13 protein-coding genes are annotated in these 13,842 nt (G+C 73.2%); 8 read left to right on the plus strand and 5 right to left on the minus strand.

The features are described 5' to 3' along the window. Positions 1-51: 51 nt before the first annotated feature. Both ACFWBF_RS02395 and ACFWBF_RS02400 read right to left on the minus strand, forming a co-directional pair. Positions 52-882 carry an endonuclease I family protein gene (locus ACFWBF_RS02395; RefSeq protein WP_385593877.1) on the minus strand — a complete coding sequence of 277 codons (831 nt, stop codon included), beginning with the start codon at positions 880-882 and terminating at the stop codon, positions 52-54. Positions 883-1,670: 788 nt separating this feature from the next. Continuing rightward, on the minus strand, positions 1,671-2,486 hold the full coding sequence (locus ACFWBF_RS02400) for a glutamate ABC transporter substrate-binding protein (protein WP_385593879.1): 816 nt from the start codon (positions 2,484-2,486) through the stop codon (positions 1,671-1,673). Between the two features lie 241 nt (positions 2,487-2,727). On the opposite strand from ACFWBF_RS02400, the gene ACFWBF_RS02405 reads away from it, so the two are divergent. Together ACFWBF_RS02405 and ACFWBF_RS02410 are read left to right on the plus strand one after the other, a co-directional pair. After that, on the plus strand, positions 2,728-3,780 hold the full coding sequence (locus tag ACFWBF_RS02405) for a hypothetical protein (protein ID WP_385593881.1): 1,053 nt from the start codon (positions 2,728-2,730) through the stop codon (positions 3,778-3,780). A 100-nt stretch (positions 3,781-3,880) separates the two neighbouring features. Beyond that, positions 3,881-4,405, plus strand: coding sequence for a TerD family protein (locus ACFWBF_RS02410; protein ID WP_385593884.1), 525 nt, complete (start codon positions 3,881-3,883; stop codon positions 4,403-4,405). Positions 4,406-4,546: 141 nt separating this feature from the next. Here ACFWBF_RS02410 and ACFWBF_RS02415 read toward each other — a convergent pair whose 3' ends face one another. After that, a complete protein-coding gene (locus ACFWBF_RS02415) occupies positions 4,547-5,233 on the minus strand; it encodes a TetR/AcrR family transcriptional regulator (RefSeq protein WP_385593886.1) in 687 nt (228 codons plus the stop codon). Between the two features lie 168 nt (positions 5,234-5,401). On the opposite strand from ACFWBF_RS02415, the gene ACFWBF_RS02420 reads away from it, so the two are divergent. The 6 genes from ACFWBF_RS02420 (at position 5,402) to ACFWBF_RS02445 (ending at position 11,837) form a co-directional block, all read left to right on the plus strand. Then, the gene (locus tag ACFWBF_RS02420; RefSeq protein ID WP_385593889.1) at positions 5,402-6,226 is read left to right on the plus strand and encodes a phosphatase PAP2 family protein; all 825 of its coding nucleotides are present in this window, start codon (positions 5,402-5,404) and stop codon (positions 6,224-6,226) included. Beyond that, positions 6,223-7,110, plus strand: a complete 888-nt coding sequence (locus ACFWBF_RS02425; protein WP_385593892.1) for a hypothetical protein — start codon at positions 6,223-6,225, stop codon at positions 7,108-7,110. The genes ACFWBF_RS02420 and ACFWBF_RS02425 overlap by 4 nt, the downstream gene beginning before the upstream one ends. Positions 7,111-7,194: 84 nt before the next feature. Next, positions 7,195-7,461 carry a GlsB/YeaQ/YmgE family stress response membrane protein gene (locus ACFWBF_RS02430; RefSeq protein WP_385593895.1) on the plus strand — a complete coding sequence of 89 codons (267 nt, stop codon included), beginning with the start codon at positions 7,195-7,197 and terminating at the stop codon, positions 7,459-7,461. 134 nt (positions 7,462-7,595) lie between these two features. Beyond that, positions 7,596-9,221: a peptide-N4-asparagine amidase gene (locus tag ACFWBF_RS02435; RefSeq protein ID WP_385593898.1), complete on the plus strand. Its 1,626-nt coding sequence runs from the start codon at positions 7,596-7,598 to the stop codon at positions 9,219-9,221. Positions 9,222-9,248: 27 nt separating this feature from the next. Then, entirely contained in the window at positions 9,249-10,904 is a 1,656-nt protein-coding gene (locus tag ACFWBF_RS02440; RefSeq protein ID WP_385593901.1) for a serine/threonine-protein kinase, read from the plus strand. An 18-nt stretch (positions 10,905-10,922) separates the two neighbouring features. Further along, positions 10,923-11,837, plus strand: a complete 915-nt coding sequence (locus tag ACFWBF_RS02445) for a phytoene/squalene synthase family protein (protein ID WP_385593904.1) — start codon at positions 10,923-10,925, stop codon at positions 11,835-11,837. A 37-nt stretch (positions 11,838-11,874) separates the two neighbouring features. On the opposite strand, the gene ACFWBF_RS02450 is transcribed toward ACFWBF_RS02445, so the two are convergent. Beyond that, positions 11,875-12,561 (minus strand): LysM peptidoglycan-binding domain-containing protein, encoded by a 687-nt coding sequence (locus ACFWBF_RS02450; protein WP_385593907.1) that lies wholly within the window; start codon positions 12,559-12,561, stop codon positions 11,875-11,877. Between the two features lie 331 nt (positions 12,562-12,892). Further along, on the minus strand, positions 12,893-13,816 hold the full coding sequence (locus ACFWBF_RS02455) for a dihydrodipicolinate synthase family protein (protein ID WP_385593910.1): 924 nt from the start codon (positions 13,814-13,816) through the stop codon (positions 12,893-12,895). Between the last annotated feature and the right edge of the window lie 26 nt (positions 13,817-13,842).

Raw genomic sequence — 13,842 nt, forward strand, 5'->3', positions numbered from 1 at the left:
CCTGCCTGGGACGGCCCAACCCCCGGCCGGAGCGGCGGCGCCGGCGGTTGGTCACCAGATGGAGTTGACCCACTCCGGGTGGTCGATGAACGGGTTCCGGTTGTGCTGGTAGGTGTCGTATATGACCTGGTTGCGACGCTGCTCGAAGGCGTCCGGCGGGTCCTGCAGGTTCCACTGCTTCAGGACGCTGATCCGGCCGATGGCGGGCGCGGAGCCGTTGTTGACCTTGTCGTTCATCTCCAGGTCCGCGAAGCCGTCGCCACCGTCATAGCGGACGGCCATGTAGAGCAGCATCCGCGCCACGTCGCCCTTGACCGCGTCGCGCGGTTCGAAGGAATCGGAGTCGGTGAAGCTGCCGGGAGCCTCCGAGACCGGGCTGCCGCCCTTGTCGAAGTCCTTGTTGCCGCGGGTGCTGTTGACGGTGACGTCCTCGGGCCGCAGGTGGTGCAGGTCGGTGCCCGGTCCGGTGGCGGTGCCGAAGTCGCCGTGGCTCTTGGCCCAGACGTGCTCGCGGTTCCAGTCGTTGACGCCGCCGCCGTTGGAGGACTTGGACTGGGAGCGGCCGGAGTAGACCAGGATGACGTTGTTCGGGTTCGCCGGATCCTGGTCGGTGACCTTCAGGGCGTTCCACACGCCGTCGTAGGTGACCTTGGACTGGGTCTTGATGATGTTGTGCAGCGCGGTCTTCAGGGCGGCTCCGGTCTTGCCCTCGGCGGCCGCGTAGTACGCGTCCACCGCGGAAGCGGAAGCGGCGGCGGACGCGGAGTCGGCGGACGCGGGAGCCGCGGCCCGCTGCTGGCCGGCGGAGGCCGAGACCGGGACGAGGGCCAGCGCGGCCGCGGCGAGCGCGGCCGCGCAGGGGGTCAGGCGGGAGATTCTCATGACGTGGGGGACCTCTCCACAAGCACCGTCCCCGCCCGGGGAATTGGCGGGGTGTCAGGTGGGCAGAGCGAGACTCACATTGTCATGTGCCCTACAGATGAAGACCATGTGTCGGGAGCCCGGACTTTGGCCCCTCCCCTGTGAAGTGTCGGGATGCGGGACTGACGGGGCGCCGGTCGTGTGCTGAGGCCGGTGCCTCAACCCTTGTTGTTCGCAAGGCGGCCGAAGGGACACACCGTGACCGCAACTCTGGGTCGACGCGGTTTCATCGGAGCGGCCGCGACCCTCGGCGCAGCCGCGCCCGCCGGACCCCTCGCCCCCTCGCGCAGGCACGGCCCGCCGCACGGCGCCCTCTGTACGGGTTCGCTGATCGACGGCTCGATCCACCGGGAACGTAGGGCAGGCTGCTGGTCGCCGGCGGCGCCAGCGGCCAGATCCGCGTCGTCCAGGCCGGCGACGGGCGGGTACTGGCCACCCACCAGGCCGCCACCGGCTCGACCTTCGTCAAGGACGTCGTCGTCGCCTGTGGCGGAGCCTGGTTCACCGACTCCTTCAACGACGTCCTGCACTTCCTCCCGGCGGCCCGCGGGCTCACAGGCCCCGGCGCCGCCACCCGGACCGTGCTCGACGGCGGGTCGGCGGCCCACGGCGACGGGCTGGGCTGCTCTCCGGCCACACGCTGTACGTTCGACGAACCGAGGACGGCGGCCGTCCAGGGGGCCGGCTCTACGTGGTCAATGCGGCCTTCGACTCCGACTGGTCGGACCCGGCGACCGCCTCGACGATCGTCAGCTGCCCGCCGTGATCTGCGGGGCCGGCTCGTACTTGTAGTTCGCCGATCCGAAGTTCTTCTTCACGGCGGCCTCCCAGGAGCCGTCCGAGATCATCTTCTTGAGGGCGGTGTTGATCTTGCCCTGGAGTGCGGTGTCGCCCTTCTTCACGCCGATGCCGTAGTTCTCGTTGCTCAGGCTCAGCCCGACCAGCTTGAACTTGCCCTCGTTGCCCTTCCGGGCGGCGAACCCGGCCAGGATGGAGTTGTCCGTGGTCATGGCGTCGACCAGGTTGTCCTGGAGGGCGACGAGGCACTCCGAGTAGCCGAGGAGCTCAAGAAGGCTCGCCTTGGGGGCGAGCTTGTTCTTGACGTTCTCAGCCGAGGTGGAGCCGGTGACCGAGCAGAGCTTCTTGTTGTTGAGGTCCTCGGCCTTGGTGATGGTGGTGTCGTCGGCGCGGACCAGCAGGTCCTGGTGCGCGAGGAAGTACGGGCCGGCGAAGTTGACCTTCTCCTTGCGCTTCTCGTTGATCGAGTAGCTGGCGGCGACGAACTTGACCTCGCTGTACTGGAGCAGCAGCTCCCGGTCCGAGCTGTCGACCTGCTTGAACTCGATCCGGTCCGGCTTGTAGCCGAGCTCCTTGGCCACGTACGTCGCCACGTCCACGTCGAAACCGGTGAAGGTGCCGTCCGGCTCGCGCATGCCGACGCCCGGCTGGTCGAACTTGATGCCGATGGCGATGGTCCCCTTCCCGCCGTCGTCACCGCCGCATCCGGAAGCGGTGAGGACGAGGCCGATCACTGCGGCGACCGCACCGGCCTTGGGAACCTTCATGCTGCACTCTTTCCTCGGAACGCGGATCGCGGATCGCGCGGGTACGGGCACGCGGAAGCAGCACGGTGGTGCCGGGATCACCGGAGCACGGAACCGCGCGCACGTGAAGACGCGTGTATGAGGAAGCTAGGAAAGCGACAGGCACAGTGTCACTGGATCTGAGGAAAACTTGAGGTAACGATCCGGTTCGGCCGCAGATTCGGCGGCCGACCCGGACCTGGGCGGGAGAGGGGCTGGGTGCGTGGCTGCTGGTGGGGTAAGGGTCGACGGGAATGTGCTGGTGCTGGGCACGGCGAGGGTCAGCTTCATGCGGACCCTGCGGCTGCCCGAGTCGGGCACGCACGGGCTGCCGCCGGGACTGGGGCAGTTCCCGCTGCGGCGGGTGGAGGACTATCCGGACACGGCGCCGCCGCAGTGGCTGGCCAAGGGCGGGGTGATGCTCCCCGTCTACCTGCGCGAGGCGATGTGGCTCGGCTTCGGCGGGACCCTGGAGCCCGCCGCGGTCCAGGTCGGCGTCGGCAAGGTGTGCGCGGTCTCCGGTGAGCGCTGGACGGGCCGGCTCGCGCGGCGCCCGCAGAACTACGTGGTACTGCCCCGCCAGCCCTGGCTCGACGGGATCAACTCGGGCGACGGGACGGTACGCCAGTTCGTGGCCGTACCGCTCGGCCTCGGCGGGACCGTGGAGGGGCAGGTCACCGGCGAGGAGACCACGGGCGGGGTGCAGCTCCAGGCGTTCGCGCTGAACCCGGAGCCGCTGGCGCGGTGGCGGGAGGCGGAGCAGCTGAGCGCCGGGCGGACGCGGGGGTTCACCGGCGGTTACGGGGGCGGGCCGATGCCGCCCCCGATGGCGGCCGCCCCGGGAGCGGCGCCCGCCGTGCCCCGGCCGGGCGGCGCGGCTCCGGCGGCCCCCGCGATGGGGCTCGGAGTCGGCGGTTCCATGCGTCAGGAGGTGTACGGGGACGACCGGCCGCTGTCCGACTGGGCCGAGGAGGCGGCCGGGCGGGTCTTCGTCCACCTGGTCACCCCGCCCGCGTGGCGCCGGATCACCGGGGAGGAGCCGCCGCCCTCGCCCGTCGACCGGGCCGCCTACACCAAGGCCGGGCTGCCCTGGTTCGACTACTACGACGAGTCCGCCGCCGACCTCGCGCCGGCCGGCCCGCTGACCGCGGTGCAGCCCGTGGGGGAGTGGCTCGGCGACGACCACGCCCCCTGGACCCCGCCCTCCCCGGGCCAGGTCAAACCGCTCGGCAACGCCCCGCGGCCGGGCGTACCGGTCCAGGACGGCGACTGGTGAGCCCGGCCGGCGCTGGCCGGTTACGTACGGTCGGCCGGGGCGGACCGCCGGCCGCATGACAGCATGGCGGGGCAACGCAGGACTGTGGAGGGGGAGTTCGGTGAGCGGACTACGCAAGGGCCTGGCCAAGGTGGAGATCGCGCTGCGGTGGGACCCCAGCCCGGCTGGAACGCCCGCGCACGACCTGGACATAGTGGCCGCGGTGTACGGGGCCGCGGACCCGTACGGCCGGCCGGTCCACCTGGTGCACTTCGGCAGCCGGTCCCCCGACGGCACCATCACCCTGGACCGGGACAGCCACACCGGACAGGGGTTCGGCTTCGACGAGGTGATGACCATCGAACTGGACCGGATGTCAACGGAGTTGGGCCGCGTGGTGGTGGGGGTCGTGATCCAGGCCGGGTCGACGACGTTCGCCGAAGTCGCCGGCAAGGGGCTCAGGATCCGGGAGGGCTACACCGACCTCGCGGAGGATGACTTCGCGGGCGTCCCGGGCGCCACCGCGGCCACGGTCGCCGAATTCACGCGCGACGAATCCGGCGCCTGGTCGCTGGACGCCGCGGTACGGGGCTTCGACGCCGATCCGGAGGAGTACGCCCGGGTGATGGGCGCCGCCCGGGGCTGACGCCTGCCGGGCCGCGCAGATCGGGCGGCGGTCACTCCCTGAGGGTGACCGCCGCCCGGTCCGGGTGGCGCGCTGCCGCCGTCCCCACGAGGCAGCGCGGGCAGGTCGCCGTCCGGTCATCGAAGACGGCGGCCCGCCGGTTCAGGAGGCCTGAGCGGCCGGGGGTGAAGCGGTCGCGGGTACGGGCTCCGCGGGTGCGGGCGCCGTGGGTGTGGCCTCCGCGGGGGAGGCGGAGCCCAGGCCCAGGGCCGGAAGCAGGGCCGCGTCGACGAACCGGACCAGGTAGTCGGCGTCGGCGTACCGCCCCTCCAGTACCGGCCGGATGCGCAGCACGCCCATCAGCTGGGCGGGCAGGAACTCCACGGCCGGGTGCTCCGCGGCGATCTCGCCGCGCGCCACCGCCCGCTCGACCATCGCGTCGAACGCCGCCAGCTCCGGCTCGACCAGCGCCTCGCGCAGCGCCGCCTGGAGCTCCTCGTCGCTGAGCACGGCGTGCCCCAGAGCCTGGGTGAGCAGGGTGTCGCGGCCCGAGGTGCCGGCCGCGATCCGGGCCGCCTCGCGCAGGTCCCCGGCCAGGGTGCCGGTGTCCACGGCGGCGAGCGTGCCCTGCCGGTTCGCGCGCAGGGCGGCCGCGACGAGCTGGGGCTTGGTCTTCCACTGCCGGTAGAGCGTGGACTTGCCGCAGCAGGCCCGGGCCGCGATGCCCTCCATGGTCAGGGCCTCGTAGCCCTGCTCGCGCAGCTGCTCCAGGACGGCGTCGTAGAACTGCCGCTCCCGCTCCGGGGTGATCTTCGAGCGGCGCGCGATGCTCGGCGTCGGCGACGTCATGTGGTGCGGCTCTCCTCGGGGGCGCCTCGGTGCCTTCATGGCTGGATCTCGTTCCAGTCGAAGTCTACGGGAACGCAAGCGTATCGGTACACCCTCGTATCGATACGCCAATGTATCGATACACTGGCGTGTCGATGTGTGCCCGTGTACAGGAAGAGAGACCGGGGGATGACCTCCCAGACCACACCCGCCGAGGCAGGTGCCGGACCAAGAACCGATCGGCGCCGCCGCCTCATACGCGAGCTGCTGCTCGTCGCGGGCCTCTTCGCCGTCTACAAGGCGGGCCGGATGCTCTCGACCGGCCGCACCGACGAGGCCTTCCGCAACGCCACGCGCGTCTGGGACGCCGAGCGCGCCCTGCACCTGCCGGGTGAGGGAACGATCCAGCGGCTGCTCCTGCACGGCGACGCACTCGTGCAGAGCGCGAACACGTACTACGCGGCCGTGCACTTTCCGGCCACCGCGCTCTTCCTCGTCTGGCTCTACCTGAAGCGCCCGGCGCACTACCTGTGGACCAGGCGGGTCCTCGCCCTGCTGACCGGCGCCGCCCTCGCCCTGCACCTGTCCTTCCCGCTCGCGCCCCCGAGGATGCTCGGCGAGGCGCACCTGGTCGACACCGGCCAGGTCTACGGGCCCACCGTCTACGGGGCCGCGCCCGCCACCGACACCATGGCGAACCAGTTCGCCGCCATGCCCTCCCTGCACTTCGGGTGGGCGCTGATGCTGGCCCTCGGGATGATCGCGGCCACCCGGTCCCGCTGGCGCGTCCTGTGGCTGCTGCACCCGCTGCTGACCCTGCTGGTGATCGTCGGCACGGCCAACCACTACTGGCTCGACGCCGTCGTGGCGACCGTGCTGCTCGGTGCGGCCCTGCTGCTGATCCCGCGCCCGGCCGGCCGGTCCCTGGTGGCCGTACGGAGCCTGCCGCGGCAGCGCACCGCCGCCGGCGCGGCCACCGCCGCTGGCGCGGAGACCGTGGGGGTGGTGCGATGAACGCCACCCTCGTCGCCGTCGCACTCTGCTTCGCCTCGGCCGCCACCTACGCGGCGGCCGCCGTGGCCCAAGAGCGCCTCGCTCGCCGCGCCACCGCCCGCAGCGCCAAGTCCCTGCTCGGCAACAGCGCCTGGTGGTGGGCGGCCGGCCTGAACGCCGCCGCCGCACTCCTGCACGCGGCCGCCCTGCGCTACGGACCGCTCACCCTGGTCCAGCCGCTCGGCGCCCTCACCCTCGTCGCCGCGGTCCCGCTGGGCGCGCACGGCGCCGGACGCCGGGTCGCCGCCACCGAGTGGCGGGGCACCCTGGCCACCGTCCTCGGGCTCGGCCTGCTCCTGCTCCCGGCCTCCGGACCGGCCCCCGACGACACCCTCACCCTGGCCGAGGCCCTCGCCGTCTCGGGCGCGACCGCCGCGGTGATCACCCTGCTGACCGTACGCAGGGACACGCGCTCCGGGCTGCGCCACGCGACGGCGTCCGGGCTGGCCTCGGCGGCCGCCTCCGCCCTGACCCAGACCGTCGCCGTGGCGGCCGGCCGCGGCGGGGCCCTGCTCAGCCTCCGCGTCGTCGCCGTGGCCCTGCTCGTGGTGGTCTTCGCCGTCGGCGGCCTGCTGCTGTCCCAGCGCGCCTACCGCGGCGGCCTCGGAGCCCCGCTCGCGGTGGTCAACCTGGCCAATCCGCTGGCCGCGGCCGCGATCGGAATGGTCCTGCTCGGCGAACGCCTCCAGGGCGGCGCGCTCGGGGTCCTGCTGGCCGTGGCGGGCGCCCTCGCGGCGGCCCGCGGGGTCCTGCTGCTCACCCGTACCGCCCCGCCGGCCGTACCCGCGGCGGCGGGCGTGCCCACCGCCGCGGCGGCGCCCGCGATGACCCACGCGGCGGCCTGACCGGCCACGGCCGAGAACCGTTCCGGCCGGGTGCGCGTCCTCGGGGGTGAATACGCGCACACGAACGAAGCGGAGTGAACAGGCATGGGGATCGTCAGCTGGATCATCCTGGGACTGCTGGCCGGGGCGATAGCCAAGGTCCTGCTGCCCGGCCGGGACCCCGGCGGCCTGATCGGGACCACCCTCATCGGCGTCGCGGGCGCCTTCATCGGAGGCTGGCTCTCGGCGAAGTTCCTGGACCGCCCGATCCAGGACGAGTTCTTCGACCTCGCCACTTGGGGCTCCGCCATCGGGGGCTCCCTGGTCCTGCTCGTCGGCTACCGGATCCTGTTCGGCAACTCCCGCGACTGAGCCCCGCGGACCCGCGTCCATGGCGCGGGAACGGTCCCGCCGCCGGATCTGAGGGGCGCTTACCGGCGAGATCCGGCCAGAGGCGGGCCGCGGCTCTGGCGGGGTGCGGGGCGGCCGCGTTTCACTGCCGGTCCATGAGACGACACAGGATCATGGGCCTGCTCGGCGCGCTCGCGCTGGCCACGGCCACCCTGGCCGCCGCGGGACCCGCGAGCGCGGCCGCCCCCACCGGCCCCACCCCGCCGGCCGAGTTCGGCACCGACTGGCACGACCCCCTCACCGCGGCCCCGCCCGTCGCCCGGCCCGCGACCCGGGCCTGCGAGGTGACCCTGGCGGAGGCGCAGTTCCGGGACTACACCCCGTACCGCGGGACCTACGCCCCGCCCACGTCCTGCGGCACCGGCTCCTGGGCCAAGGTCGTGCTCCGCCTCGACGGCAAGGTCAAGGGCCGCCAGTACGACCGCCTGGGCCACCTCTCGGTCGGCGGCGTCGAGATCTTCCACACCTCCACCCCCGAGCCCTCGCCCGACGGCATCACGTGGTCCGTCGAGAAGGACGTCACCCACTACCGCGACGCCCTCAGCCGCCCCCAGCCGGTCGAGATGCTCATCGGCAACGTCGTCAACGACACCTACACCGGCGTCATCGACGTCAAGGTCACCCTGACCTTCTACGCCGCCGACCGCCGCACCCCGGCCCCCGAGACGCCCGACCGCGTGCTGCCGCTCACCGGCCCGACCGTCACCACCCCGCGCAACACCGAACGGCTCCTCGCCGAGGTGTACGCCACCGGCTCCGGCGGCGGCTGCGAGGAGTACTGGTACATGACCACCCCCGACGAGGCCCCGTACTCCTGCAAGGCCGCCGACGGCCCCTACCGCGAGGTCCAGGTCTCCGTCGACGGACAGCTCGCCGGCCTCGCCGCGCCCTTCCCCACCGTCTGGACCGGCGGCTGGTCCAACCCGTTCCTCTGGTACGTCACCCCCGGCCCCCGCGCCTTCGACGTCCAGCCGGTCCGCTACGACCTCACCCCCTACGCGGCCGTCCTCAACGACGGCCTCCCGCACCGGATCGAGGTCCACGTCGCCGGGGTCCCGGCCGGGCAGAGCGGCTGGAACACCCCCGCCAACCTGCTGCTCTGGCAGGACGGGGGCCGCGAGATCGTCACGGGCGCGCTGACCCGGCACGAGGAGGGCGCACCCGAAGGCTCCTCCCGCTGGACACCCGCCGCACCCGGCGCCGAGCACCGGCTGGACACCGAGGGCGGCCACCGCCTCACCGTCGCCGGGCGCCTCGACACCTCCCACGGCCGCGTCACCACCACCGTGACGCGGGTCGTGCGGGCCACCTCCGTCCACCGCTGGACGGCGGGCGAGAACCAGGACGCTCTCACCGCCACCTGGACCGACGAGGAGACGGTGACCCGCGGGGCGAACGCCACCCGCACGCAGCGCACGTACACGATGGACGGCGAGACCACCCTCGGCGCCGACGACCGGCTGCGCACCGTCCTCTCGCTCGGCGACCGCGCGGACACCGTGACCCTGCGCGGCGGCCGGCAGGTCGACTGGTCCCGCCTGGACGACCGTTACACGGGCGACGCCTCGTACACGGCCAACGTCCCGCGCGATCAGCGCCACGCCGTCGCCACCACCACCGCCCGCTACCGGCTCCTGGGCTCGGAGGCGCCCGGCGGCTGCTACGACCGTACGGTGGCCACCGCGCAGGGCACCGTGACGGTGGACCGCCGACGCTGCTGACACCGGCGGCCCCTACGATGACCGGCCATGGACAACAGTGAGGCCGGCAGACAGCTGATCGGCGGGCGCTTCGAACTGATCGCCCCCCTGGGCAGCGGCGGCATGGGAACGGTGTGGCGCGCCCGCGACATCGCATTGCACCGCGAGGTCGCACTCAAGGAGGTGCGCCCGCCGGACCCGGCGACCGCCGCCGCCCAGCCGGCTCTCGCCGACCAACTGCGCGCACGGGCCGTCCGCGAGGCCCGTGCGCTGGCCCGCCTCGCGCACCCGCACGTGGTCACGATCCACCACATCGTGGAGCCGGCGGACGGCGCCGAAGGACACCCGTGGATCGTGATGGAGCTGGTCAGGGGCGGCTCCCTGTACGACCGGCTGGCCTCGGGGCCGATGCCGGTGGCCGAGGTGCTGCGGCTCGGACTGGACGTGCTCTCCGCGCTGCGCGCCGCGCACGCCGAGGGGGTCCTGCACCGGGACGTGAAGCCGGCCAACGTGCTGCTGCGGCCCGACGGTTCGGCCGTGCTCACCGACTTCGGGATCGCGGCGCTGCACGGGTCGACCGCGCTGACCTCCACCGGGGTGCTGATCGGCTCCCCCGAGTACATCGCGCCGGAGCGGGTGCGCGGCGAGGAGGGGCTGGCGGCCTCCGACCTGTGGTCGCTGGGCATGCTGCTGTACGTGGCCGCGGAGGGGGTCCATCCGCTGCGCCGGGCCACGAGCCTGGCCACGGTGGTCGCCGTGCTGGACGAGCCCATCCCCGCGCCGGTCCGCGCCGGGCCGCTGGGGCCCGTACTGGAACGGCTGCTGGTACGGGATCCGGGTGCGCGTCCGGGCGGCGAGGAACTGGAAGCTCTGCTCCGCAATGCGAGCAGTGCTCTTGGCGGCGCCACCCCGGTGACGCCTCCCGTCGCGCTGGGCCGGTACGGGCCGCCGACACCGCCCCCGCCTCCACCCCTGCCCCCGGCGCCGGGGTCCAACCCGTACGCGGCCACCGTGCCCGTCGCGGCCCCGGCCGCCCCGCGCCGCCGGCCGGTCCTGATCGCCGGGCTGCTCGCGGTGGTCCTGGCGGCCGGCGTGGCCGGCGCGGTGAAGTGGCTCCCGGACGGCGACACCCGCGGCGGGGACGCGAAGGGCGGCGCGAGCCCCGTCGCCTCGAGCGCCGGCCCGGACCCCTCCCCGAGCCGGACCCCTGGCCTGACCCCGAAGGCGAGCACCCCGCCGTCCGGCGCCCCCGTCGATCCGCCCAAGGGCATGATGATCACGCCCGCCAACATCCGCACCGCCATCGAGGCTTTCAAGCAGCAGACCGGCACCACCACCTTCGTGAACATGCGGATCTACGACGACTACGTGATCACCTCGATCCCCACCGCCCCCGGAGCCAGGACCGTCGACTCCTGGCAGTACCGCAACGGCGCCGCCAAGCGCAGCGGTCCGGCCGGCACGGTCAAGGACGGCGACCCGCTGATCGACATGGCCAAGGTCAACTGGGACGCCCTGCCCGCCCTCCTGGAACAGTCCAAGAAGGACCTCGGCGTCCCGAACCCGACCTCGCGCTACATCAACGTCGAGACCTGGCAGGACGGGACCCCGTCCATGCGCCCCTACCTCAGCGACCCGTACGGCCAGGGCGGTTATGTGCTCGCGGACACCGATGGCAAGGTCAAGAAGGTCTACCGCAACTGACGAGGGAGCACGACCGCCATGCCCACCTGGCGCACCACGCTGACCGCGGCCGGGATTCGCGACCCCCGGCTGCGGGCGGACTACACACACGCCGCACGCCGGGTGCTGCGCCGCGAACCGGCCCCATACCTGGCCCTGCGGCTGCTGGCCGCGCCGCCCCTGGTGCCCTGGCTCGCCGCCGGCCTCGCCTTCATGAACCGCGTCGACGACGTCGCCGAGACCGGCACCCCTGAGCAACGGGCGAAAGGTCTGGAGGAGTTGGCCGCCGAGGTGGACACCGCCCTGCGGGACGGGGGGAGCCCCGACCCGCTGCTGCGCGCCTACGCCCACGCCGTCGGCTCCCGCGCTCTGCCCGCCCACTGGGTCAGCCGCTTCCTCGAGGGCGCGGCCACCGCCGAAGCCGGCTTCGGCGGATTCGCCACCGAGGAGGAGTTCCAGGAGTACCTCGACGCCTATGCCTGGCCCGGCGTGGTGGTCTTCACCGGCCTCCAGTACCAGGGCGGCCCCGACGCCGAACAGGCCGCGGGCTGGCGGCGGTTCGTGGACGCCGCCCAGCGGGTCGACTTCCTGGCCGACCTCGCCGGGGACCTCGCGGAGGGGCGCCTGTGCATTCCGGGCTCGCGCCTGGCCGAGCACTCCGTGACCCGCGCCGATCTGGAACGGGCCCGCGACACCCCGGCCGTACGCGAGCTCCTCGCCGCCGAGTGCGGGCGCGCCCGCACCGCCCTGGCGGCCGCCGACGGCATCCTCGGCCTCGCCGAACCGGGGCTGCGGCCGGTGATCGCCACCATGACGGAGCTCATGGAGCACCAGCTCACCGCCGTGGAGCGGGCCGGGGCCGGCGCCCTGCGCAAGGACACCGGCTACGGGGTCGCCGCGCCCCTGCGGACCCTGGTCCGCGCCCGGGCGCGACGGCGGCGTGTGACCGCATGATGTGGTCCCTGCCGCCGGCGCCCGGCCACGTGCCGGATCAGTACGGGCCGTTGACGTTGTCGATCGAGCCGTAGCGGGCGGCCGCGTAATTGCAGGCGGCCGTGATGTTGGCGACCGGGTCGTAGGAGTCCAGGGACGTGCCGGCGACGTGATAGGCGCGGAAGGTCGGGTCGATCACCTGGAGCAGCCCCTTGGAGGGAATGCCGGCGGCGGCGTTGGAGTCCCAGTTGTTGATGGCCAGCGGATTGCCGGAGGACTCCCGGATCACGTTGCGGTGAATTCCGTCGTAGCTGCCGGGAATTCCGTGCCGGGCCATGACGTCGAGGGACTCGCGGATCCAGCCGTCGAGGTTGTCCGCGTAGGACTTGGCGGGCTTCGCGACCGCCTGGACTGCCTGGACCGCCGTCGCGGTGGTCTTCGCCTCGGCGGCGAGCGTCAGCTTGAGGCCGGGGCGGATGACCGACGGGTCGGAGCCGACGATGCCCCGGTTCGCCTCGTAGAGCTGCTGCCAGCCGCCGCTGACGGAGTGCTCCGCCGCGATCTTGGAAAGGGAGTCACCGCTGACCACGGAGTACGTCGTCGGCGCGGCCGCCACCTGCGCCGCACCGGCCGTGGTCGCGCTGATCAGCGGAAGGGCCAGGGCCGCGCCGCCCGTGCCGGCGAGGGCCAGCTTGCGGGTGAGCGGGTGGTGCTTCGGCCGGCGGTGCTTTCCCTTTGCGGGCATGGCGGAATTCCTCACGTGCGGGGTACGGGAGAGCCCTGGTGGTGGCCGGATGAGACAGCTGACCACTGGGAACGAGGCGACCGTAAGTGAGCCCGCACGGCTGGAACAAGGCTTGAATTCGACCCGGAGATCCACATCCCGCTTTCAGCCCGGCAAATGACCTTGAAAAGGCCCGCGGGGAATTGCCAACTTTCCCGGCGGGAAAAGGGAATCGGCCATTTCGGGGAAATGATGTTGAAGTGGCCGGCGTGACTCACATCACGGGCCGGGGCGGCGCTTCCCAATACGGGCAAGTCGCCTCTCCGTATGCCTGATTCGGGCGACTCGCGCGTTATCCGCGAATCGCCCATTCAGGACTCTTTCGGGACTCCGTGAGCTCCTTCAGTGCCGCCGTCACCGCATCCGGGCTCGCCGGGAGCAGCGGGAGGCGCACGTCCGGGGTCGGGATACGGCCCTGGGCGTGCAGCACCCCCTTGATGACCACCGGATTGGGCTCGCTGAAGGCCGCCGCGGAGAGCCGGGCCAAGGCGTGGCCCAGAGCGCGCGCCCGCTCCGCCTCGCCCGCCCGCCAGGCCGCCGCGAGCTCCACGAACCGCGCCGTTTCGAGGTGCGCCGAGGCGAGGATCCCGCCCGCCGCGCCGAGCGCGAGCAGGGGCGAGACCAGCGCGTCGTCGCCCGCCAGCACGTCGAAACCGTCCGGCAGTTCACCGAGCAGCGCCACCGTGTCCTGGTCGATGCCGCCGGCCGCGTACTTCACCCCGGCCACCCCGGCGAGCGACCCCAGGGCCCGCAGCGCGGCCGCGTCCAGCGGCTGCCCGGTCCGGTACGGGATGTGATAGACGATCAGCGGTACGGGGCTCACCTCGGCCAGCCGCGCGAAGTGCGCCAGCACCCCGGCCGCCCCCGCCCGGACGAAGGACGGCGCCGTCACCAGCGCGGCCCGCACCTCGGGCCACCGCGCCAGCCGGGCGAGCGAGGCTTCGGCGGCCCGGGTGCCGCTCGCCCCGGCCCCCACGGTCAGGGGCGCGCCGCGCTCCCGGCAGACCCGCGCGCAGACCTCGGTGACCAGGTCGCGCTCCGCCTCGTCGAGGGTGGCCGCCTCGGCGGTGGTGCCGAGCGCCACGATCCCGGCGGCGCCCGCGTCGAGCACCTCGTGCGCGAGGGCTTCCAGGGCGTCGGCGGCGATGTCCCCGCCGGCCGCGAAGGGGGTGATCAGAGGTACGTGGATCCCGTGCAGGGAGAGTTCCTGTCGCATGCCGTCGAGCCTGGCCTGCCTGGAGC

Origin of the sequence: Streptomyces sp. NPDC060028 (assembly GCF_042736725.1) — a bacterium.
In the GTDB taxonomy this organism is placed as follows: domain Bacteria; phylum Actinomycetota; class Actinomycetes; order Streptomycetales; family Streptomycetaceae; genus Streptomyces.

What these genes read in the sequence shown, in the direction of transcription:
- ACFWBF_RS02450 (WP_385593907.1), bottom strand. Translation starts at nt 12,561, where the DNA reads ATGCCCGCAAAGGGAAAGCACCGCCGGCCGAAGCACCACCCGCTCACC.
- ACFWBF_RS02420 (WP_385593889.1), top strand. Translation starts at nt 5,402, where the DNA reads ATGACCTCCCAGACCACACCCGCCGAGGCAGGTGCCGGACCAAGAACC.
- ACFWBF_RS02440 (WP_385593901.1), top strand. Translation starts at nt 9,249, where the DNA reads ATGGACAACAGTGAGGCCGGCAGACAGCTGATCGGCGGGCGCTTCGAA.
- ACFWBF_RS02415 (WP_385593886.1), bottom strand. Translation starts at nt 5,233, where the DNA reads ATGACGTCGCCGACGCCGAGCATCGCGCGCCGCTCGAAGATCACCCCG.
- ACFWBF_RS02430 (WP_385593895.1), top strand. Translation starts at nt 7,195, where the DNA reads ATGGGGATCGTCAGCTGGATCATCCTGGGACTGCTGGCCGGGGCGATA.
- ACFWBF_RS02425 (WP_385593892.1), top strand. Translation starts at nt 6,223, where the DNA reads ATGAACGCCACCCTCGTCGCCGTCGCACTCTGCTTCGCCTCGGCCGCC.
- ACFWBF_RS02400 (WP_385593879.1), bottom strand. Translation starts at nt 2,486, where the DNA reads ATGAAGGTTCCCAAGGCCGGTGCGGTCGCCGCAGTGATCGGCCTCGTC.
- ACFWBF_RS02455 (WP_385593910.1), bottom strand. Translation starts at nt 13,816, where the DNA reads ATGCGACAGGAACTCTCCCTGCACGGGATCCACGTACCTCTGATCACC.
- ACFWBF_RS02435 (WP_385593898.1), top strand. Translation starts at nt 7,596, where the DNA reads ATGAGACGACACAGGATCATGGGCCTGCTCGGCGCGCTCGCGCTGGCC.
- ACFWBF_RS02395 (WP_385593877.1), bottom strand. Translation starts at nt 882, where the DNA reads ATGAGAATCTCCCGCCTGACCCCCTGCGCGGCCGCGCTCGCCGCGGCC.
- ACFWBF_RS02445 (WP_385593904.1), top strand. Translation starts at nt 10,923, where the DNA reads ATGCCCACCTGGCGCACCACGCTGACCGCGGCCGGGATTCGCGACCCC.